Origin of the sequence: Faecalibacterium sp. An58 (assembly GCF_002161515.1) — a bacterium.
Taxonomy (GTDB): domain Bacteria; phylum Bacillota; class Clostridia; order Oscillospirales; family Ruminococcaceae; genus Faecalibacterium; species Faecalibacterium avium.
In genome coordinates, this window is the sequence record NZ_NFHX01000003.1 from 86,839 (window position 1) to 107,804 (window position 20,966).

Below are 20,966 nucleotides of genomic sequence, written 5' to 3' on the forward strand. Positions count from 1 at the left end.
TGTTCACCAGGCGGCAGGGTCTTCGTCCCCTACGGCGTCAAAGATGCTTTCATGATAGAGCCACTGGCCCTCGGCGTCCATAAAGCCCTGCTCAAAGCCGCGCCGGGCCATAAAGCAGCCCTCGGGCAGGCTTGCGACACTGCCGCTGACCACGCTGGCCAGGCCTTTCAGGACCGGCTGGCCGGTGTGGTCGAGGACGTCGTACAGCCAGCTGCCGCCGATGCCCTGCCGCAGCGCGGCGTAAAGGGGGCCGTCGGGGCCGGTGGCCAGGTAATAGACAGAGGAATACTCATATCCCAGTCCGCTGGGGGCATAGGAACCCGCCTGCAGGCCGTTCTCGTTCCAGATCTGCATTTCCACCAGGTTGTAGTCGCTGTCATGGCCCAGCAGCAGGGCATAGCCGCTGTCCAGCGAGGCCAGGGTCAGGGTGGAGCCCGGCTGGGCCTTCACCGCGAAGGACGTTTGGCTGCCGTCGGGGCCGTAGAGCAGCAGGGTCCCGTCGGCCAGCAGAAAGCCCATCCCGTCCTCCTCGATGACATAGGACCCGAAATCCTGCAAAGGGTGGGTGACGCCGTCCGGCATGACCAGCAAAGGCGCGTTGGATGTCTCGTCGTAGCCCAGCAGGGTGAGGCCCCCGGGCTGATAGAGCAGGCAGGAGGAGCCATAGTCGGCCAGAGGGGTGGGGTCATCCACCGAGCGGACGTAATAGCGGCCGTCCCCCGCCTCGCAGCAGACATAGCCGTCCCCGCAGAAGCTCCGGTAGCCCTCGATCACCGCGCCGTCTGCGGGGCGGTAGAGGTGGATGCTGCTCTGGCCGAAGGGGTGGACGCAGAGCCACCCGTCCGACCCTTCGTAGCCGGGCTCATAGACCGAGCAGTTCTCAAACACCTGCAGCTGGGAACCATCGGGCCCCAGCAGGATGGCGTTGGTGGGGGTGTAGCCGTCCGCTTCCTGGGCACTGCCGGGTACATTGACGACGGTATAGCCACCGTATACCATATAGCAGCTGACCGTTCCCGCGGGCAGGGGCAGCTCGGCGCCGTCCGACAGGCGGATCAGCTTGGGGCCGCCGCTGTCCGAACCGATGCCGCTGCCGTCGTAGAGGGTGCCGGGAGAGAGGGCCAGCAGCTGCCGGGAGATGGAGGCGGCGTAGTTCCCCGGCCCGGACCACAGCAGATCCCCCTCCGTGTCATAGACCTCGGTGCGCCGGGTGCCGTCGGGATCGTTGGTGGCCAGCAGCCAGCCGGCCTGGGCGCCGGTGTCCACATCGTACAAGAGGCTGATGGACTCGGCGGGGGTGGCGCGGTAGATCACCCGATCGCCCTGCAGCAAGGTGCCGCCTCCATAATTTTCAAAGGCGCCCAGAAAGCGCAGCACCCCATCGTCCAGGCGGCTGTCTGCCGCAGGGGCGGGATCGGGGGTCTGGCTGCTGCTGCCGCCGCTGGAAGAAGGGGCGGGCTGGACGGTGGGAGCGCACCCCGCCAGCATGGCCCCTGCCAGCGCCAGACAGGCTGCCGGAACGAAAAACCTTGCATATCTCATGCGGATCACCTCTCTTGGATCATCGACAAGGGAACTTTCTATCTTGAATACGGTCCTTGCAGGCAAAAGATTGCAGCAAAAGCAAAAAATCCCCCGTCCCTTGCAAAGGACGGGGGAAGAAAAGCAGTCAGCGGCGGTTCTCAAAGTCGCTGTGCACCCGCAGCCGGCTCATGGCGCGGGCCAGGTTGTACTGAGCCACCTTGTATTCCTGAATGCTGCGCTTTTGCAGCAGGGCCTCTTTGGCCGCGTCGGCGGCTCGGCGGGCCCGGTTGGCGTCGATCTCCTCGGGGTGCTCGGCGGTATCCACCAGCACCAGCACGTCGTTGTTCTCCACCTTGACCAGGCCCGAGGAAACGGCGGCGATCTGCTCCTGGCCGGCCTGGTCGCCGTCGGCAGGGCGGTAGCGCAGTTCCCCGGGGGAAACGGCCGAGATCATGTTGGCGTGCCGGGCCTGGATGCCAAAGGAGCCGTCGGGGCAGGGAACGACCAGATTGTCGCACTCGCCTTCAAAGAACAGGTCATCCGAGGCCAGCACACGCAGATGAAAGGTGTTCATCACAGCTCACCTGCCTCGATCTTGGCGGCTTTTCTGGGCACTTCCTCGATGGTGCCCACGTTGAAGAAGGCAGCCTCGGGGTACTGGTCCATCTGGCCGTCCACAATGGCGGCAAAGCCCTTGACCGTCTCGCTCAGGGGAACGTAGACGCCGGGGATGCCGGTGAACTTTTCGGCCACATGGGTGGGCTGGGACAGGAAGCGCTGCACCTTGCGGGCGCGGCTGACGATCTTCTGGTCCTCCTCGCTCAGCTCATCCATGCCCAGGATGGCGATGATGTCCTGCAATTCGCGGTACTTTTGCAGGATCTCCTGCACCTTGCGGGCCACCCGGTAGTGCTCCTCGCCCACGATGTCGGGCTCCAGGATGCGGGAGGTGGACTCCAGAGGGTCCACGGCGGGGTAGATGCCCTGCTCCACGATCTTGCGGCTCAGAACGGTGGTGGCGTCCAGATGGGTGAAGGTGGTGGCGGTGGCGGGGTCGGTCAGGTCGTCGGCGGGCACGTAGACGGCCTGCACCGAGGTGACCGAGCCGTCCTTGGTGGAGGTGATCCGCTCCTGCAGCTCGCCCATTTCGTTGGCCAGGGTGGGCTGATAGCCCACGGCGGAGGGCATCCGGCCCATCAGGGTGGATACCTCGCTGCCGGCCTGGACAAAGCGGAAGATGTTGTCGATGAACAGCAGCACATCCTTGTGCTCCTCATCTCGGAAGTGCTCGGCCATGGTCAGGCCCGACAAAGCCACCCGCATACGGACGCCGGGGGATTCGTTCATCTGGCCAAAGACCAGGGCGGTCTTGTCGGCGATGCCGCTCTCGTTCATTTCGCGCCACAGGTCGTTGCCCTCGCGGCTGCGCTCGCCCACGCCGGTGAAGATGGAATAGCCGTTGTGGCTGGTGGCGATGTTGTAGATCAGCTCCTGGATCAGCACCGTCTTGCCTACGCCGGCGCCGCCGAACAGGCCGATCTTGCCGCCTTTGGCGTAGGGCTCCAGCAGGTCGATGACCTTGATGCCGGTCTCCAGGATCTCAACGGCGGGGTTCTGCTCCTCAAAGGGAGGGGGCTTGCGGTAGATGCTCTTGACGGGCACATCGGCCGGTACGGGCTGGCCCCCGTCGATGGGCTGGCCCAGCACGTTGAACATACGGCCCAGCACGGCCTCGCCCACCGGCACCTGGATGGTGTGGCCGGGGGCCTGCACCTCCATGCCGCGGGCCAGGCCCTCGCTGGCGGCCAGCATGACGCAGCGGACGGTGTGGTCGTTCAAATGCTGCGAGACTTCCATCACGTGCTGGCTGCCGCCGACGGTGACGGTCAGCGCCTCGCGGATATGGGGCAGGGGCGGCGTGCCGAAGGCAACGTCCACCACAGGGCCCGAGACCTGTACGATTTTACCTGTATTCAAGTGGGTCACACATCCTTTCGTGCATTGCGGGCCGCTTCGCGCTTATGCCGCTGGGCCTTGGCGCCGGCCGACACCTCGGTGATCTCCAGGGTGATGGCCGACTGCCGCACCCGGTTGTACTGCAGCGACAGCTCGTCCAGCAGCCGCTGCGCGTTCTCGTTGGCCGAGTCCATGGCGGTCATGCGGGCGTTCTGCTCACTGCAGAAGCTGTCGATCAGGGCGCTGTAAATAAAGCCCGAGATATAGCTTTCGATCATGTTGTCCAGCACGGTGGCCATATCGGGCATGAACTCAAAGCTGTCCGAGGCGTGATCCTCGTCGGTGGAAGCAAAGTGGGCCCGGTGGAAAGGCAGCAGGCGGGTGCTCTGGGCTGCCGAGGACAGGCTGTTGGCCATATCGGTGTAGACGATATAGATCTTTTTCCACAGGCCCTTGTTGTAGCCGTCCAGCAGGATGGCGCTGATCTCCCGGGCGCGCTGCAGGGTGGGGTTCTGGGCCGTGTAGAGAAAACTCTGCTCGATGGGGATCTGGTGCTGGTTGAAGTAGTGCCGCCCGTATTCGCCCACCACGAACAGCTTGGTGCCCGGGTGGTCGGCCAGGATATGCATGGTCTCCTTGACGGCGTTCTGGTTGTAGGAGCCGGCCAGGCCCTTGTCCGCCGTGATGACCAGGCAGGCATAGGGCCCGCCCTTGATGTCGTCCTCATGGGGCGGGTAGAAGTACCGGTTCTGGATGTCGCTGGAGGTGCGGAAGATCCGCTTGATCTCGGCCCGGAGCGCCTCAAAATAGGGGCGGGTATGGGCCAGGTCCTCCCGGGCGCGGCGCAGCTTGGTGGAGGAGATCAGGTACATGGCGTTGGTGATCTTCTGGGTCTGGCGAACGCTCTCGATCCGGTCTTTGATCTCTTTGGTGCTTGCCATGGCTTACTGCCCCTTCTTCTGATAACCGGCCACAAAGGTGCGGGCCAGGTCGATGATCTGCTGGCGGTCGTCGTCGCTCAGCAGGCCGGTGGAGTCGATCCGCTGGCACAGGGCGGGGTCCTGCTGGCCGAACCAGGCCAGCATCTCCTGCTGGCAGGCGTTGATCTGCTCGGCGGGGATGTCCTGGAGCACATGGGCCAGGGCCGCCACCAGGGTGATGACCTGCTCGTGCTGGGTCAGGGGATGGTACTGCTTTTGGCGCAGCAGGCGCATCAGGCCCTGGCCGTAGGTCAGCTGGCGCTTGGTGGTCTCGTCCAGATCGCTGGAGAACTGGGTGAACACTTCCATCTCGCGGTACTGGGCCAGGTCCAGGCGCATGGCGCCGGCGGCCTTTTTCATGGCCTTGGTCTGGGCGTCGCCGCCCACACGGGACACCGACAGGCCCACGTTGACCGCGGGACGCTGGCCGGCAAAGAACAGGCTGCTCTCCAAAAACAGCTGGCCGTCGGTGATGGAGATGACGTTGGTGGGGATATAGGCCGACACGTCGCCGGCCTGGGTCTCGATGATGGGCAGGGCGGTCATGCTGCCGCCGCCCTTCTCGTCGGACAGGTGGGCCGACCGCTCCAGCAGGCGGCTGTGCAGATAGAACACGTCGCCGGGATAGGCTTCACGGCCGGGGCTGCGCTCCAGCAGCAGGGACAGGGCGCGGTAAGCGATGGCGTGCTTGGACAGATCGTCGTAGACGATCAGCACGTCCCGGCCCTGATGCATGAAGTATTCGCCCAGGCTGCACCCCGCGTAGGGGGCGATATATTGCAGGGAAGCCGAGTCGCTGGCCGAGGCGCTGACGATGATGCAGTAGTCCATGGCGCCCCGCTTGCGCAGGTTCTCGGCCAGCAGGGCCACCGAGCTTGCCTTCTGACCGATGGCCACATAGATGCAGACGACGTTTTTGCCCTTCTGGTTCAGGATGGTGTCCAGGGCCACGGCAGTCTTGCCGGTCTGGCGGTCGCCGATGATCAGCTCACGCTGGCCCCGGCCGATGGGGAACAAAGCGTCGATGGCCAGCAGGCCGGTCTCCATGGGCTGGTTGACCGGCTGGCGGTCGATGATGCCGGGAGCGGGCCGCTCCACGGGGTAGAAGGCGTCGGCCTGGATGGGGTCGCCGCCGTCGATGGGGCTGCCCAGGGCATCCACCACCCGGCCCAGGAAGCCTTCGCCCACCGGGACGCCGGCCACCTTGCCGGTGCGGATGACGGGGTCGCCGGCCTCGATGTCGCTGCTGTCGCCGAACAGCACGCAGCACAGCTCGTGGGGGCGCAGTTCCTGTACCATGCCCCGGATGCCGTTGGCAAACAGCAGCACTTCGCCGTAGACGGCGTCCTCCAGGCCGCTGATGGTGGCGATCTCATCCCCCACCGTCAGCACGGTGCCGATCTCCTCGGGTTTGACGTTGGGCCGCCAGTCCTCGATGGTCTGGCGCATCAGGGGCAGGATGTCCTCCTGCCGCTCGTCCAGCGCATCGATGCGGCTGCGCAGCTGGGCCATGCGGCCCTTGAGGCTCCAGTCGTAGATATCGGAGCCCACCTCCAGGCGGAAACCGCCCTTCAGGCGCATATCCCGCTTCCACTCCAGCGTCAGGGGGCGGTCGGGGTAGGTGCGGGCCAGAAAGTCCGCAAACCGCTGGCGCTGCGCCTCGCTGGGCGCGTCGGCGCTGTAAAGGAGGGCGGCAGTGGCTTCATCAGGCTTTTTCATGTTGCTCATTGCGTTTCCCTTCCTCTGCCAGGTTCAAAAATTCGTCAAAGGCGTCCCGGCTGGAGCCCAGCGCCAGCTTTTCGGCGGCGGCCATGGCCAGCTCCTTCAGCTCTTTCTGGCTGTCAGCCACGGCCTTGGCGCGGATGCTCTCGGCGCTCTTGCGGGCGCCGGCGATGATCTGGTCGGCCTGCTGCTGGGCGCGGTCCAGCTGCTGCTGGGCGGCGGCCTGGGCGATCTTCTGGCTTTCGGCGCGGCGCTCCCGCAGCTCGTCCTCCACCTTGTCCAGCTGGGCCTGGTGGCTGGCGGCCAGCTTTTCGGCCTCGGCCAGCTTGTCGGCGGCAGCCTGGTCCATCTCGGCGTAGTGGGCTTCGCGCTGGTCCATGAACTTCTTCACCGGGGCATACAGGATGAAATACAGCCCGCCTGCCAGGATGACAAAGTTGAGCATATGCAGAAGGATCTGCTGGATATCGATGTTAAGAGGGAGACCACTCATAATGACACCTCCCGCCTTACAGAACGAAGATGATCAGGATGTCCACCAGCAGGGCATAGATGATGGCGGTCTCGATAAAGACCAGGGTCAGCATCATGGTGGTGCGGATCTTGCCGTCGGCCTCGGGCTGGCGTGCGATGCTCTCGGTGGCCTTGGCGCCCAGCAGGCCCATGCCGATGGCGCCGCCGGCGGCGGCCAGGCCCACGGCCACAGCCGAAGCGATGGCCTTGCCGGTGGTGGAATCGCCGGCCTCGGTCTCAGCCTGGGCGGACTGGGTGGCGGCGGGCTCGGCGGAAGCGGGCTCGTCAGCAAAAGCGGGGGCGGCCATGGTCACCACCATGGCCAGCATGACCAACAGGACGGAAAGGACTTTTTTGATGTTCAGGGTCTTCATGATCGTATTTACCTCCTAGATCAGCGGCAAAACCTCAAGCCGCAACTGCCTTCTTGTCTTTCTTTTTTTCTTGCTTGGGATGGACGGGCTCGGACACCTCGCCGTAGTACAGGGCCACCAGCATGGTCAGCACGTAGCTCTGGATCAGTGCGTGCAGCAGGGTGAACATGACGCCTACGATCACCGGCAGCACAAAGCTGAGGGTGATATAATAGTAGACCAGTTCGGTCACCAGCAGGCCGGACAGCAGAGCGCCGAACAGACGGAAGCTCATGGAGATGGGCAGGGAGAACTCCTTGAGCGTGCGGCCCACGCCGCGCAGGCCCACAGCCGACACGCCGCCCGACAGGATGAACAGATAGGACAGCACGCCCATGGCGATGGCGCCGTTGATATCCGACAGGGGAGCGGGCAGGGCGATGGAGCGGCCCGCCGTGGTGACGGCCTGCAGGCCGAACATCTCGAACAGGGTGCTGACAAAGATATAGGTGCCCGCGCCAAAGATATAGGGGCCCAGCACCTTGTTGTGGTGCGGGCTGTTGGACTGCGCCATCCCGCTGAAGGTGCCCACCCACAGCTCGATCAGCATTTGCAGCCTGCCCGGTACATTCTGGAAGCGGGGCACCGCAAAGATGCGCAGGCAGGCGGCCAGCACCAGCAGCAGGGCCGTCACCACATAGGCCGAGATCAGGCCCGGGTTTACATTCCTTATCCCAAACAGGCTCACCTGGCCGCTCTCATGGAGCACCGCGTCCCGCATGACTTCCTGCACGGTCTCGGTTTCCCCACCGGACCCGCCGGTCAGGACACACGCAGCCGCCAGCACCACGATCAGGACGAGCCACAGGATAAGTTTCCGCTTATTCTGCTTCATGGTTTTGGAAAGACTCCTTTCTACACTGTATGGTCAAATTGCAATTTTGGGTCGAGCGTATTATACTATTGACAGTCGGAATTGTAAAATATCTTGTTAATATGCTAGCAATATATTTTTTGTATGGCAAAGCGCGCATAAATCCTGAGATAAAGGAAAAGTTTCTATGACCATCAACTATGATTATTACCGGATCTTCTATGCGGTAGCCCAATGCCGCAGTTTTACCCGGGCAGCGGAGGTGCTGAAGAACAATCAGCCCAACATCACCCGCTGCATGAAGAACCTGGAGCAGGAGCTGGGCTGCAAGCTGTTCCACCGCTCCAACAAGGGCATCACCCTGACGCCCGAGGGCCAGCGGCTGTACCGGCGGGTGGCGGCGGCCATGGAGGAGATCCGTCTGGGGGAGGAGGAGCTGCGCCAGGACGGCAGCCTGGAGAGCGGCTCTTTGTCCATCAGTGCCAGCGAGGCGGCCCTGCATATGATCCTGCTGGACAAGCTGTCGGTGTTCCGCACCCGCTACCCCGGGGTGCATCTGCGGATCACCAATGAGACCACCCCCCAGGCCATCGAGCGGCTGAAGCAGGGCCAGAGCGATTTTGCGGTGATCACCGCCCCCCTGCTGACCGCCCGCGGCCTGCGCCAGACCGAGCTGGTGCGCTTCCGGGAGGTGGCGGTGTGCGGGCCGGCGTTCAGCGACCTGGCCACCCGGCGGTGCAGCCTGAGCCAGCTGGCCCGGTATCCCCTGGCGTGCATCGGCCAGGACAGCAGTACCTACGATTTTTACCAGCAGTTCTTCACCTCCAACGGGCTGTCCTTCCGGGTGGATATCGAGGTGGCGACCATGGACCAGATCCTGCCGGTGGTGGAGCATGGGCTGGGGGTGGGCTTTTACCCCGAGCAGCTGGTGGCGCCCCGCATCGCCCGGGGCGAGCTGTTCTGCATCCCGCTGGACCAGCCTGTCCCCGAGCGGGCCATCACACTGGTGGAGGACACCGCCCGCCCCCGCTCCACCGCCATGAAGGCCATCCGGGAGCTGATCTGCGGGAAAGGATGACAACAAACAGACCCCCACGGTCCGTTGCGGGACAGCGGGGGTTTTGTCTGGATTATTTGACCTGCAATTCCTGCTCACAGTAGATGCAGCGGTACTTGCCGCCGGCGCCCAGCTCAAAGATCTGGTCGCACTCCTCCTCGATGGTGGAGATGCAGCGGGGGTTGCGGCAGCAGACGATGTTCACCAGCCGGCGGGGCGGATGGGGCTTTTCCTTTTTGACGGCCTTGCCGTCCTGAATGGTGGTGACGGTGATGTTGGGGTCGAGGTAGGCCAGCACGTCCAGGTTGAGCCAGGAAGCGTCCCCCTCCACCTTGATGATGTCTTTGCGGCCCGAAGGAGCCTTGTGGCTGCGGGCGTTCTGGATCAGCGCCACGCTGGCAGTGCGGTTCCCCTTGATGCCCAGCAGGTCCATCAGGCCCACGGCGGTGCCTGCCTTGATGTGGTCGATGACGATGCCGTTCTGGATCTCGTCGATGTTCAGCATATTCATACACCCTCCTTTTGGGCTTTGGGGTCGGGCAGGCCCAGCAGCGTCATGATGAGGGCCATGCGGACGTAGACGCCGTTCTGCACCTGCTCAAAGTAGGCGGCCCGGGGGTCATCGTCCACATCCAGGGCGATCTCGTTCACACGGGGCAGGGGATGCAGCACGGCCATGTCGGGCTTGGCCAGGGCCATCTTCTCCTTGGTGAGGATGTAGCTGTTTTTCAGCCGGATGTAATCCTCCTCGTTGAAAAAGCGTTCTTTCTGCACCCGGGTCATATACAGGATGTCCAGCCCGGGCATGGATTCCTCCAGGCTGCGGGTCTCGGCATAGGGGATATCGCTGCCCTCCAGCACATCGGTGATGATGTAGTCGGGCACCCGCAGCTCCTGGGGACTGATCAGCACAAAGCGCACCCCTTCGTACCGCACCATGGTCTTGATGAGGGAGTGGACGGTCCGGCCGAACTTCAGATCGCCGCACAGGCCGATGGTCAGCCCGCTCAGGGTCCCCTTGCGGCTGCGAATGGTCATCAGGTCGGTCAGGGTCTGGGTGGGGTGCTGGTGGCCGCCGTCGCCGGCATTGATCACCGGGATGCGGGAGTAGCGGCTGGCCCGCAAAGGCGCGCCCTCTTTGGGATGGCGCATGGCCGCGATATCCGCATAGCAGGACACCACCCGGATGGTGTCAGCCACGCTCTCGCCCTTGGTGGCGCTGGATACGTTCTCACTGGGGAAGCCCAGCACGCGCCCGCCCAGATTGAGCATGGCGGCCTCAAAGGACAGCCGGGTGCGGGTGGAAGGCTCGTAAAACAGGGTGGCCAGCTTTTTGCGGGCGGCCACGTCCTGGTAGGCCGCAGGGTCCTCGCGGATGCGGCAGGCCAGGTCCAGCAGGGCGTCGGTCTCCTCCCGGGTAAAGTCAAGCGGGTCGATCAGATGGCGCATGGGCAGTTGCCTCCTTACAGTAGCTTGCGCAGGATGGAAAAATCAAAAAAGTTGGTGTAGTAGCTCAGCGCCCGCAGCACGGGCCTGCACAGCCGGGTATAACACACCTCGTCCAGCAGCAGCATGGCCTCCCCGGGGGCCAGGCGCATGGCCGAGCGGATGGTCTCATCCCCGCAGCTGGCCTTGATGTGGGCCACCGTGGAGGAGACCTGCTGGCCGCAGATGTGGTCCAGCACCTCAAAAATGGAGCCGCTCAGATCCAGCCGGGTGTAATCCAGGCCGCCCAGCAGCGCCCGGGGCAGATAGTTGACCGAGTAGATCACCGGGGTGGAATCGGCCAGCACCCGCTTGCGGATGCAGATTACCTCGGCGCCCGGCTCCAGCCCCAGGCTGCGGGCCACTTCCTCGCTGGCGCGCTGGGGCTGCACCTGGATGCCGTCTGCATGGGGATAGCTGCCAAAGGAGCGGATCAGGGGATAGTATTCCAGTTTCTGGTCCAGGCGGCTGCGCAGGGACAGCACGGCCCGGTTGACCACCGTGCCGATGCCCCGCACCCGCTCTACATAGCCCGAGCGCTCCATGGTATTGAGGGCGTCCCGGATGACGGTCCGGCTCACCCCCATCTGGGCGGCCAGATCCAGCTCGGCAGGCAGCCGGTCGGCGCCGGCGTACCGGCCGGTGCGCAGTTCTTCCAGCAGCTGGGCGACCACCCGGTCGCTGATGATGGTGCCGCCCAGGCGCCCCGAAGTGTCAGGGGTAGGTTCTTTCATCGCAATGCCTCCCTTTTCCCGCCGCAGGGCGGCGGACGGCGCCGGGCCCCGGCAGGCCCCGCACCTAAAACGTTTGAGGACAGTATACCATATTCTGACAAGTTTTAAAACCGGTTGAGGGCGGGAAAAGAGACAAAGTATGATTTTTCACAGAGTGGGCCGCAAAGTGCTCAGCGTTCCTGGGCGTACAGGCCGATGATGTTCAGCACCACTTCGGTGGCCTTGTCCATCCGCTCGACGGTGGTGCACTCCAGCACGCCGTGGAAGTTAAAGCCGCCGGTGCCCAGGTTGGGGCAGGGCAGGCCCTTCCAGCTCAGGACGGCTCCGTCGGTGCCGCCCCGCACAGGGATCTCCTCCGGCTCCAGCCCGGCCATGTGGATGGCGGTGCGGGCCGTCTCCACCAGATGGAAATGGGGCTTGATCTTTTCCAGCATATTGCGGTAGCCGTCCTTGAGCTCCACCGTGACGGTGCCGGGGCCGTAACGGCCGTTCAGCCATGCGGCGATCTGGAGCAGCTCATCCTTTTTGTACTCCAGACGGGCGGCGTCGTGATCCCGCAGGATATAGCCGAGCTTGGCCTGGTTCACGTCCCCGTACATCTGGCACAGGTGGTAGAAGCCCTGGCGGCCCTCGGTGGTCTCGGGGCGGGCCATCATGGGCAGGGCCAGATGGAACTCCATGGCCACATTGGAAGCATTGATCATGGTATCCTTGGCGCTGCCGGTGTGAACCGACAGGCCCCGGACGGTGACGGTGGCCGAAGCGGCGTTGAAGTTCTCGTACTCGATGCCGCCCACGTCGCCGCCGTCCACCGTGTAGGCAAAGTCGGCTCCGAACCGCTCCAGGTCGAACAGGCTGGCCCCCTCGCCGATCTCCTCGTCGGGGGTGAAGGCGATGCACAGTTTGCCGTGGGGCAGGCCCTGGGTGATGACGGCCTCGGCGGCGGTGAGGATCTCGGCGATGCCGGCCTTGTCATCCGCGCCCAACAGGGTGGTGCCGTCGGTGGTGATGAGGGTCTCGCCCTTCATGGAGGCCAGGAAGGGGAAAGCTTCCACTTTCATGACGGCGCCGGTGCCGGGCAGGGTGACATCCTTGCCGTCGTAGTTCTGATGGAGGATGGGGCGGACGTTCTCGCCGCTGGCGTCGGGGGCGGTGTCCATATGGGCGATGAGGCCCAGGGCCGGCCGGCCTTCACAGCCGGGGGTGGCGGGGATGGTGCCATAGACGTAGCAGTGCTCGTCCACGGCGGCGTCCTCGATCCCCATGCCCTTCATCTCCTCCACCAGCAGCCGGGCCAGATCGAACTGGCGGCCGGTGGAAGGATGGGTGCCCGACTCGGGGTCGGAGGTGGTGTAAACTTTCGCGTATTGCAGCAGGCGTTCGTAAGCGCGCATGACAAGGCTCCTTTCCTGGGGGTGAAATTCTCTGCCTTTTAGGATACTCTATTTTGCCTCCATTTACAAGAGCCGGCGGATATCGTCCGAATTCACCTTGCAGGTGAGAAAGATTCACCCCAAAAGCCTGCCGCGCCGGGGCCAAAACGTGCTATCATAAAGGCAGCCGTATCCCAAACATTGCAATGAGGAAGGTGGATCACCATGAAGATCTTCTTTTATGCCCTCCGCCCTTTTGACGAGCTGGCCTGCGCCCAAAAGCTCAGCGCCGAGACCGGCATCGCATTTGACGGCTGCGAGGATTATCCTACCTATGAGAACGCCGCCCTGGCCGCAGGCTGCGACGCCGTATCCATGACACCCTGCGACATGGGCGCGGCCATGGTGGAGCGGTTCCACCAGCTGGGGGTCAAGTACATCTGCTGCCGCTCGATCGGCTACGAGCACGTGGACCGGGAGATGGCCCGCCAGCTGGGGATGAAGGTATCCAACGTGGACTACCCGCCCCGGGGCGTGGCCAACTTTGCCATCATGCTGATGCTGATGAGCCTGCGGCGGGTGGGGCACATCCTCAAGCGGGGAGAGGTGCAGGACTACGGCCTGAAAGGCAAGATCGGCCGGGATCTGTCGGGCTGCACGGTGGGCGTCATCGGCACCGGGCACATTGGCCGCACGGTGCTGCAGCACCTGTCCGGCTTCGGGTGCCGCCTGCTGGCCTATGACCTCTACCCCAGCGAGGAGGGGGCCAGATACGCCGAGTATGTGGACCTGGACACCCTGTTTGCCCAGTGCGACGTCATCACCCTCCACACCAACGCCAACGCCGGCAACCATCACCTGATCGACGCCAACGCCCTGGCCAGGATGAAGGACGGGGTGGTGATCGTCAACACCGCCCGGGGCAGCCTGATCGACAGCGACGCTCTCATCGCTGCTTTGGAGCAGGGCAAGGTGGGGGCCGCCGCCCTGGATGTGCTGGAAAACGAGAACGGCCTGTACTACTATGACCGCTCGGGAGATCCCATCCCCAACACCGAGCTGGCTTTGCTGCGCAGTTTCCCCAACGTGCTCCTGACCTGCCACACCGCTTTCTACACCGACGAGGATGTGGAGAGCATGGTGCGGGGCGTTTTTGAGAGCGCCGCCGCCTTTGCCAGGGGAGAGCCGACCCGCCACGATGTCAGCCTGGCGTAAAACCTCATCCAAACAGGCCCTGTCCGGATGCGATGTGTCCGGGCGGGGCCTGTTTTTCGGCACACGAAAACCCCCGCAGCCAAAGCCGCGGGGGTCCCAAGGCGGGTCGTTATTTGGAGATGGACGCAATAACGGAGCGGAAGAAGAACACTTTCCGTGTATCCAGAGGCTCGGGGTCGGGCACCTCAAAGAGATAGCGCTCGGTGGCGTTGATGACGGTGGTCTCGCCCCGCTGGCACACCCGGGGAAGCTTGTAGTTGTAGTACAAATGGATGTGCCCATGGACGAACCACCTGGGCTTCAGCTCATCCAACAGGTTGTTGAAGCAGGCAAAACCCTGGTGGGGCAGATCGTCGCCGTCGTTCAGGCCCCGGGCGGGGGCGTGGGTCAGCAGCACGTCGATGCCCCCCATCCGGCGCACCTTGGGCCGCAGCCGTGCGATGCGCCGGCGCATGGCGCGCTCGGTGTACTGGTAGGGGCTCTCGCGGTTGTAGCGGATCGAGCCGCCCAGGCCCATGACCCGCAGGCCCTTCCAGTTGTAGACCCCGTCGTCCACGCAGATGCAGCCGCCCGGCTCATGCTGGGCGTAATCGTTGTCGTGGTTGCCGTGGACGTAGAGGATGGGCGCGGCGGTGAAGTTGGTCAGATATTCCAGGTAGGCGCGGGGCAGGTCCCCGCAGGACAAGATCAGGTCTACGCCATCCAGCCGCTCCCGGCATTGGGATGACCACAGCGCCTTTGAGGCTACATCCGAAATTGCGAGTATCTTCACGTTCCCTCATGCTCCGTTCTGTTTGAATTTCCTTTTACCTTTTTACCATTTGCCGTTTTGCCGCAGCGGGGGTCACTGCTTTGCCTTGGGGGCGGCCAGCGCTTCGGGCTGGCCCTTGATGACGTCCAGGCCGCAGATGTCGGCCAGGGCGCGGGTCTTGACGTCCAGCTGGTCGTAGCCGGGCAGCTCGCCCTCCACGCAGGCGTCCAGCCAATCCATCAGCATCAGCTCCTTGGGGGTGTAGACCACCTTCTGGGGCGAGTGCATCTGATGGTCCTGGGCATAGACCTTGGTGGGGAAGATGGTCAGCAGGCCGCTGTGCAGCTGGGTTTCCATCAGGCCCAGCAGCTGCAGGGAGCCGCCGGGCAGCCCGTCGCTGTAACGGATGCTGACGGCGCCGCTCTTCATGCCCCACCAGTAGTTGATGGCCTTGCCGGTGTCGGCGTTGTCCCAGCTGCCGTTGAGGATGGAGCGGATGATCTCCACATAGAACACGTCCCAGCGCCAGTCGGGCAGGCCCAGGGGCCGGATGACCCCGTCGGGCAGCCGCTGGCACAGGCCGTAATCCCGGTGGGAGTCGGGAGCTTCACGGCTGTCCCGCGCGTAAAAGAGGGTCACGTCGGGGCGGTCCGAAAAGTCCAGGGGATGGGCCGGGTCGGGCAGGCAGGCCCAGCGCAGCGCCACCCGGCCGGAGGGCCGCACCGAGCGCAGGCCCTGGGCATAGGCATTGATGGCGGCGGGGGTGCCGTAGACGGGGTTGGCGGCCACATAGCCCACCGTGTCGGTGGGGGAGAGGATGCCCGCCAGCATTCCCAGGATATAGGTGGCCTCATAGGTGCGGGGGTAATAGGTGCGCACCAGGGGGTGCGGGGCGTTGAGCGAGCAGTTCAGGAACTTGGTCTTGGGGTGCTGGGCCGCCACCTTGAGGCAGGCGGTGTGCATCCGGACGCTGGTGGTGAATACCACGTCGGCGCCGTCGTGGGCCACTTCCTCCAGCACCTGCTCGGCGTCCACCTGGGGGTCCACGTTCTCCCGGGAGGACAGGATCACCCGGTCGGTGAAGGTGTTGGCCAGGGCGTCCCGGCCCTTTTCATGGGCGCGCACCCAGGCGCTGGTGGCCTTGTTGTACTCGTGCAGAAAGACCACGCGCAGCTCGCTGGGGCGGGGGTTGAACAGATTCAGCTTGCCCTTGGTCAGGCTGGTCAGGCTGGTGAGGGGCGAGGCGGTGTCGGGGTGGGGCTCCAGCACCACTTCCACCGCCTGGTCTTTGGTCAGGACGGTGATCTCGTCCCAGATGCGGGCCAGGTTTTCCTTGATCTGGGCGGGGGTGGCGTCGCAGGCGTCCGAGTAGCGGTAGACCGACAGGTACACCAGCAGCGCATCGCCCACCGTCAGGGGCAGCTGTGCGCCTCCCAGAGCCCGGAACTGCTTGCGGAACTTGGTGTGCAGGGCATTGAAGTTCAGCCGGTCGTCATCGGTCCACTCCTCCCCCGACGCCTTGCATACCAGCTTTTGCAGCTTGGCGTAGCTGCCCGGCCGCGAAAACTGGACGATGTTCACCCGGCTCAGCTTGTAAAAATCCAGAAACTCGTAATAGATACGGTTCTCCAGGCTGTTGTTGCGGGCGGGGATGAGCCGGACGACGGTGCCGGGGATGCTGGCCGAGTCGAAGTGCTTGAGCACCGACACCCGCTTGTTGCCCTCCTCGATATAGAACTGGTTCAAAAACTCATAGGCGGTGACCGGGTTGCGGATGCCCTCCTCCAGATGGGCCTCACAGAGGTTGGACCACTTGGTGGCAAACTCGGTGTCCACGTCCAGCAAGGGCATGAAGTTGGGGGCAAAAGCGGTGTGGCGGCCGCTGGTCTTGGTGCCCACGATGCTCTCGCTGGGCATATTCACCAGGCCCAGAGGCTCGGTGGCCACAATGTCCACGTTGACAAGGATGTCGTCCAACACCGGCAGGTAAGGGTTCTGGCCCCGGGCCACATGGGCGCGGTAGTCTTTCTGACCTGCCTTGAGGGCTGCTTTATATTCTTCCATCGACATAATGTAAAAGGCTCCTTTCTTTGCAAAAAAGCCGGATCTCACACACACAAAGGCGGGGGCAGCCCGCCCTATCCTACAGTATACCACAGATTTTGCATTTTGTCTCCCTTTTGGCCCCGAGGGGCAGATGAATACAAGGCCCGGCGGCGGGATTTCGCCATTTGGGTGTTGCGCCGCAAGCCGATTTCAGGTAGGATAGAAGAAAAACGAAAGGGATACATCCATGGAAACAAAAAACCTACCCGCGCTCGAGGCGGGGGAATACGCCGGGGGCCTGTGGTATTATGAGCCCCATGTCTATATGCCCTACCGGTATGTGCTGGGGCGGCCGGGACACAGGCCGCTGGTGTGCATCGGCATCAACCCCAGCACCGCACAGCCCGGCGCACTGGACCCCACGGTCAAGAGCGTGGAGCGGCTGGCGGCCTCCAACGGCTTTGACAGCTGGATCATGTTCAATGTCTACCCCCAGCGGGCCACCGATCCCAACGATATGGACCTTGTGCCCGACCGGGCTCTGTGCGATGAGAACCTGCGGTGGCTGGCGGCGGTGCTGGCCCAAACGCAGCCCACCATGTGGGCGGCCTGGGGCACCCTGATCGAAAAGCGGGCCTATCTGCCGGGCCTGATGCGGGAGATGGTGGCGCTGACCCGGGAAAAAGATATCCCCTGGGTCACCATCGGCAAACGGAGCAAAAAGGGCCACCCTCACCACCCGCTCTATCTGCGCAAGGACGCGGTGCCCGAGCCCTTCGATGTGGAGGGGTATCTGGACAGCTGCTTTTGAGGGGGCGGCAGGATGATGCAAAGCAGCCGGCTGGGGATGTCCCCGGCCCAGTACCAAAAGATACGGGCCTGGTTTGAGGCGCGCCCGGCGGCGCTGCGTGCCCTGCGGGCCCTGGACCGGGGCCTGCCCTGGGTGACGGCGGCCTCCTACGGGGTGCTGCTGGCCGTGCTGGGGATGCGGTGGGCCGCCACGGATCAGGATATGCAGCAGCTGGCCCGCGCAGTCCTGGTGCCGGCGGCAGCTTTCCTGGGCTGCGGCTGGCTGCGCCGGGTTTTGGACTGCCCCCGGCCCTACCAGCAGCCCGGCTTTGAGGCTCTGGTGCCCAAAAAGACCCGGGGGCGGTCCTTTCCCTCCCGGCACGCCGTCAGCGGCGCGGTGATCGCCATGGCCTGGCTGCCGGTGTGTCCCCTCTGGGCCGCGGTTTTGGCGGCGGTGGATGCGGCCATCTGTGCCGAGCGGGTGGTGGCAGGGGTGCACACGGCAGGGGACGTGCTGGCCGGCGCGGCCCTTGGCTTTGCCGTGGGGTGTCTGTGCCTGTGAGGCCGCCCGGAAGATCCAAATGCAAAACGGCCCTGCTTCCGTTTGGGAGGCAGGGCCGTTTTTTGCTGGTTCAGCCGGTGAGGGCATCGTCGGGGCCGAACAGGCGCTCGTATTCACCGGTAAAGAGACGTTCGGGCAGGGCGGCAGCCAGGGCCAGGGCGGCCCGGTGCTTTTCGTCCGCAGTCAGTTCCAGGGCCAGGGGAGGGAAATGCTCCAGCACGCAGTCCAGCTGCTGCTGCACCCGCCGGGCCACAAAGATGCCCCGGTCGGTCAGATAGATCTTGCCATAGTGGGCCTTGACGATCATCCCGCGGTCCATCAGCTGGCCCAGGGCCCGGGCCACCGAGGGCCGTGTGACTCCCAGCCGCTCGGCAATGGTGCGGGAACTGACGTCCCGCTGGGTGTGGGCGGTCTGGTAGATGGCCAGCAGATAGCGCAGGTGGGCGGCGGAAAGCTCCATAAAAAGAACAGCTCCTTTCGGCACAATGGAAGCCAAAAAGCGGGCGCGGCCCCCGGAAAAGGCGGCACACACCCGCTTGCAGATCTGCTCAGTGGCAGCCGCCGCAGCCATGGCAGCTGCCGCCGGAGCCGCAGTGACTGCATCCGCTGCAGCCGCTGCACTTGCCCGACCGCAGGTCGCGGACGGTGGCGCGCACCGACAGCCCCACCAGTGCGAACACGATGGAACCCACCACGATGGTGGACAGATTGGCGGCTAGAAACTCCAGCATAACGGCAAACCTCCTTGCAGGGTGCAGGGGGATCCGGAGAGCACGCCGGCGTTTTGGGCCGGCGCGCTCCGGCACAGATCCCGGATGGGAAAAATCAGGCGTTGGCGGCGGCCTTGCGGTTCAGGCGCACGCCGTCTTTGGACTCGTAGGGGTTCTTGCGCAGCAGCAGGTACAGCAGAGCGGCCAGCAGCACCACCGCCACGACGGTGAAGGGATTGAAGGCGACCTCGCCGGTGATCAGTCCGCCCAGCTGGTAGACGATGAGGGAGACCACATAGGCGAACACGCACATATAGCCGATGGCAAAGGCGGTCCAGCGGGGGTTGTTCATCTCGCGCTTGATGGCGCCCATGGCGGCAAAGCAGGGGGCGCACAGCAGGTTGAAGATCATAAAGCTGTAAGCGGACAGGGCGGTGTAATCGGCGGCGATGTTGGCCCAGATCTCCTCGCCCTCCTCGGACACTTCGGCCAGGCCGTACAGCACGCCCAGGGTGGCCACCACGTTCTCCTTGGCGATCAGGCCGGTGACGGCTGCGGTGGTGGCGCGCCAGGTGCCAAAGCCCAGAGGCGCAAAGATGGGAGCGGCCACGCCGGCGATGGCGGCCAGCAGGGACGTATTGGTGTCCTCCACCATTCCGAAGCCGCCGTCGGTGAAGCCGAAGCCCTGCAGGAACCACAGCACCACGGTGGAGGCCAGGATAACGGTACCGGCCCGCTTGATGTAGGACCAGCCGCGCTCCCAGGTGGCGCGCAGCACGTTGCCCCAGGCGGGCACATGGTAGGCGGGCAGCTCCATGACGAAGGGCGCCGGGTCACCGGCAAAGGCCCTGGTCTTTTTCAGGATGATGCCGCTGACCACCACGGCGGCGATGCCGATGAAATAGGCGCTGGTGGCCACCAGACTGCTGCCCCCGAAGATGGCGCCGGCCAGCAGGCCGATGATGGGCATTTTGGCGCTGCAGGGGATGAAGCAGGTGGTCATGATGGTCAATTTGCGGTCCCGGTCCTGCTCAATGGTGCGGCTGGCCATGACGCCGGGAACACCGCACCCCGAGGCCACCAGCAGGGGGATGAAGCTCTTGCCCGACAGGCCGAAGCGGCGGAAGATGCGGTCCATCACAAAGGCGATACGGGCCATGTAGCCGATATCCTCCAGGATGGCCAGCAGGAAGCTCAGCACCAGGATCTGGGGCACAAAGCCCAGGGCTGCGCCCACGCCGGCCACAATGCCGTCGTTGATCAGGCCCACCAGCCAGTCGGCGCAGCCGATGGACAGGAGGAAGCCCTCCACGGCGGGGGGCACGATCTCGGTGAACAGTACGTCGTTGACCCAGTCGGTGCCCATGGTGCCGAAGGAAATGGGGGTGCCGCCCATGGCGATGGTATAGATGACCAGCATCACCACCGCAAAGATGGGCAGGGCCGCCACCCGGTTGGTGACGATGCGGTCGATGCGGTCCGAAACGGTCAGGTTGTCCTTGCGGGCCTTGCGGGTATAGGCCTTCTGGATGACGGTGTGGATGAAGGTATAGCGCTGGTTGGTGACGATGCTCTCGGCGTCGTCGTCCAGCTCCTGCTCCACGGCGGCCACAGCCTGCTCCACCTGGGCGGCGGTGGCGCTGTCCAGGTGCAGCTCGGCCATCACCTTTTCGTCCCGCTCAAACAGCTTGACGGCGTACCAGCGGACAAAGCGGCTTTCCACCTTGCCCTGCACCAGGCCCTCGATGGTCTCGATGGCCTTTTCCACGCTGCCGGTAAAGACCTTGGGCAGATCGGCGGGCTTGCCGCTGCGGGCGGCGGCCACGGCGGCATCGGCGGCGGCCTTGCAGCCCTCGCCCTTCAGGGCGCTCATCTCCACGGCCTTGCAGCCCATGGCGGCGCCCAGCCGGCCCAGGTCGATCTTGTCCCCGTTCTTGCGCACCAGGTCCATCATGTTGACGGCCACCACCACCGGGATGCCCAGCTCGATCAGCTGGGAGGTCAGGTAGAGGTTCCGCTCGATGTTGGTGCCGTCCACGATGTTCAGGATGGCGTCGGGCTTTTCGCTGACCAGGTAGTTGCGGGAGACCACTTCCTCCAGGGTATAGGGGGACAGCGAGTAGATGCCGGGCAGGTCCTGGATGACCACATCCTTGCTGTCCTTCAGCTTGCCGTCCTTCTTTTCCACCGTGACGCCGGGCCAGTTGCCCACGTATTGGTTGGCGCCGGTCAGGCTGTTGAACAGGGTGGTCTTGCCGCAGTTCGGGTTGCCTGCCAGTGCGATCTTGATTTCTGCCATGTACAGCTTCTCCTTTCTGTGCG

Annotated in this window: 21 protein-coding genes; 4 read left to right on the top strand and 17 right to left on the bottom strand. The window is 64.2% G+C overall.

The annotated features are described in order from the left end of the window. Positions 1-3: 3 nt before the first annotated feature. From B5G12_RS04030 to B5G12_RS04065, 8 genes are all read right to left on the bottom strand, one after another. A complete protein-coding gene (locus B5G12_RS04030) occupies positions 4-1,542 on the bottom strand; it encodes a DUF5046 domain-containing protein (RefSeq protein WP_087323984.1) in 1,539 nt (512 codons plus the stop codon). 127 nt (positions 1,543-1,669) lie between these two features. After that, entirely contained in the window at positions 1,670-2,098 is a 429-nt protein-coding gene (gene atpC, locus B5G12_RS04035; RefSeq protein WP_087323986.1) for an ATP synthase F1 subunit epsilon, read from the bottom strand. Further along, positions 2,098-3,501 (bottom strand): F0F1 ATP synthase subunit beta, encoded by a 1,404-nt coding sequence (gene atpD, locus B5G12_RS04040; protein WP_087230693.1) that lies wholly within the window; start codon positions 3,499-3,501, stop codon positions 2,098-2,100. Before atpD ends, atpC begins: the two co-directional genes overlap by 1 nt. A 5-nt stretch (positions 3,502-3,506) precedes the next feature. Next, positions 3,507-4,421, bottom strand: a complete 915-nt coding sequence (atpG, locus tag B5G12_RS04045) for an ATP synthase F1 subunit gamma (RefSeq protein ID WP_087323988.1) — start codon at positions 4,419-4,421, stop codon at positions 3,507-3,509. Positions 4,422-4,424: 3 nt separating this feature from the next. Then, on the bottom strand, positions 4,425-6,188 hold the full coding sequence (gene atpA, locus B5G12_RS04050; RefSeq protein WP_087323990.1) for a F0F1 ATP synthase subunit alpha: 1,764 nt from the start codon (positions 6,186-6,188) through the stop codon (positions 4,425-4,427). Beyond that, positions 6,166-6,675 (bottom strand): F0F1 ATP synthase subunit B, encoded by a 510-nt coding sequence (locus B5G12_RS04055; protein ID WP_087230684.1) that lies wholly within the window; start codon positions 6,673-6,675, stop codon positions 6,166-6,168. The genes atpA and B5G12_RS04055 overlap by 23 nt, the downstream gene beginning before the upstream one ends. Before the next feature lie 16 nt (positions 6,676-6,691). After that, a complete protein-coding gene (gene atpE / locus B5G12_RS15205) occupies positions 6,692-7,069 on the bottom strand; it encodes an ATP synthase F0 subunit C (protein ID WP_342394999.1) in 378 nt (125 codons plus the stop codon). A gap of 34 nt (positions 7,070-7,103) precedes the next feature. Next, positions 7,104-7,943 (bottom strand): F0F1 ATP synthase subunit A, encoded by an 840-nt coding sequence (locus tag B5G12_RS04065; protein ID WP_087230681.1) that lies wholly within the window; start codon positions 7,941-7,943, stop codon positions 7,104-7,106. A 166-nt stretch (positions 7,944-8,109) separates the two neighbouring features. Between B5G12_RS04065 and B5G12_RS04070 the strand changes: the two genes are divergently transcribed. After that, positions 8,110-9,000 (top strand): LysR family transcriptional regulator, encoded by an 891-nt coding sequence (locus B5G12_RS04070; protein WP_087323992.1) that lies wholly within the window; start codon positions 8,110-8,112, stop codon positions 8,998-9,000. 52 nt (positions 9,001-9,052) lie between these two features. On the opposite strand, the gene B5G12_RS04075 is transcribed toward B5G12_RS04070, so the two are convergent. From B5G12_RS04075 to pepT, 4 genes are all read right to left on the bottom strand, one after another. After that, complete coding sequence (locus tag B5G12_RS04075; RefSeq protein ID WP_087230675.1) at positions 9,053-9,484, bottom strand: aspartate carbamoyltransferase regulatory subunit; 432 nt, start codon at positions 9,482-9,484, stop codon at positions 9,053-9,055. A gap of 2 nt (positions 9,485-9,486) precedes the next feature. Further along, on the bottom strand, positions 9,487-10,428 hold the full coding sequence (gene pyrB, locus B5G12_RS04080) for an aspartate carbamoyltransferase (RefSeq protein WP_087230672.1): 942 nt from the start codon (positions 10,426-10,428) through the stop codon (positions 9,487-9,489). A gap of 14 nt (positions 10,429-10,442) precedes the next feature. Next, entirely contained in the window at positions 10,443-11,198 is a 756-nt protein-coding gene (locus B5G12_RS04085) for a GntR family transcriptional regulator (protein ID WP_087230667.1), read from the bottom strand. Positions 11,199-11,368: 170 nt separating this feature from the next. After that, positions 11,369-12,592: a peptidase T gene (gene pepT / locus B5G12_RS04090; protein WP_087323993.1), complete on the bottom strand. Its 1,224-nt coding sequence runs from the start codon at positions 12,590-12,592 to the stop codon at positions 11,369-11,371. A gap of 204 nt (positions 12,593-12,796) precedes the next feature. Between pepT and B5G12_RS04095 the strand changes: the two genes are divergently transcribed. Next, positions 12,797-13,786 (top strand): D-isomer specific 2-hydroxyacid dehydrogenase family protein, encoded by a 990-nt coding sequence (locus tag B5G12_RS04095; protein WP_242955921.1) that lies wholly within the window; start codon positions 12,797-12,799, stop codon positions 13,784-13,786. A 109-nt stretch (positions 13,787-13,895) separates the two neighbouring features. Here the strand turns inward: B5G12_RS04095 and B5G12_RS04100 are convergent, their stop codons facing one another. Beyond that, entirely contained in the window at positions 13,896-14,558 is a 663-nt protein-coding gene (locus B5G12_RS04100) for a metallophosphoesterase family protein (RefSeq protein ID WP_087323996.1), read from the bottom strand. A 72-nt stretch (positions 14,559-14,630) separates the two neighbouring features. After that, on the bottom strand, positions 14,631-16,607 hold the full coding sequence (locus B5G12_RS04105) for a BMP family ABC transporter substrate-binding protein (protein WP_242955922.1): 1,977 nt from the start codon (positions 16,605-16,607) through the stop codon (positions 14,631-14,633). A 223-nt stretch (positions 16,608-16,830) separates the two neighbouring features. Between B5G12_RS04105 and B5G12_RS04110 the strand changes: the two genes are divergently transcribed. Continuing rightward, positions 16,831-17,394 carry a DUF1643 domain-containing protein gene (locus B5G12_RS04110; protein ID WP_087323998.1) on the top strand — a complete coding sequence of 188 codons (564 nt, stop codon included), beginning with the start codon at positions 16,831-16,833 and terminating at the stop codon, positions 17,392-17,394. Between the two features lie 12 nt (positions 17,395-17,406). Next, positions 17,407-17,934, top strand: coding sequence for a phosphatase PAP2 family protein (locus tag B5G12_RS04115; RefSeq protein ID WP_242955923.1), 528 nt, complete (start codon positions 17,407-17,409; stop codon positions 17,932-17,934). A 70-nt stretch (positions 17,935-18,004) separates the two neighbouring features. Here B5G12_RS04115 and B5G12_RS04120 read toward each other — a convergent pair whose 3' ends face one another. The 3 genes from B5G12_RS04120 to feoB form a co-directional block, all read right to left on the bottom strand. Beyond that, positions 18,005-18,394: a metal-dependent transcriptional regulator gene (locus B5G12_RS04120; RefSeq protein ID WP_087230651.1), complete on the bottom strand. Its 390-nt coding sequence runs from the start codon at positions 18,392-18,394 to the stop codon at positions 18,005-18,007. An 88-nt stretch (positions 18,395-18,482) separates the two neighbouring features. Beyond that, complete coding sequence (locus B5G12_RS04125; RefSeq protein WP_242955924.1) at positions 18,483-18,665, bottom strand: FeoB-associated Cys-rich membrane protein; 183 nt, start codon at positions 18,663-18,665, stop codon at positions 18,483-18,485. A gap of 94 nt (positions 18,666-18,759) precedes the next feature. After that, on the bottom strand, positions 18,760-20,943 hold the full coding sequence (feoB, locus tag B5G12_RS04130; RefSeq protein WP_087324000.1) for a ferrous iron transport protein B: 2,184 nt from the start codon (positions 20,941-20,943) through the stop codon (positions 18,760-18,762). Positions 20,944-20,966: the final 23 nt, after the last annotated feature.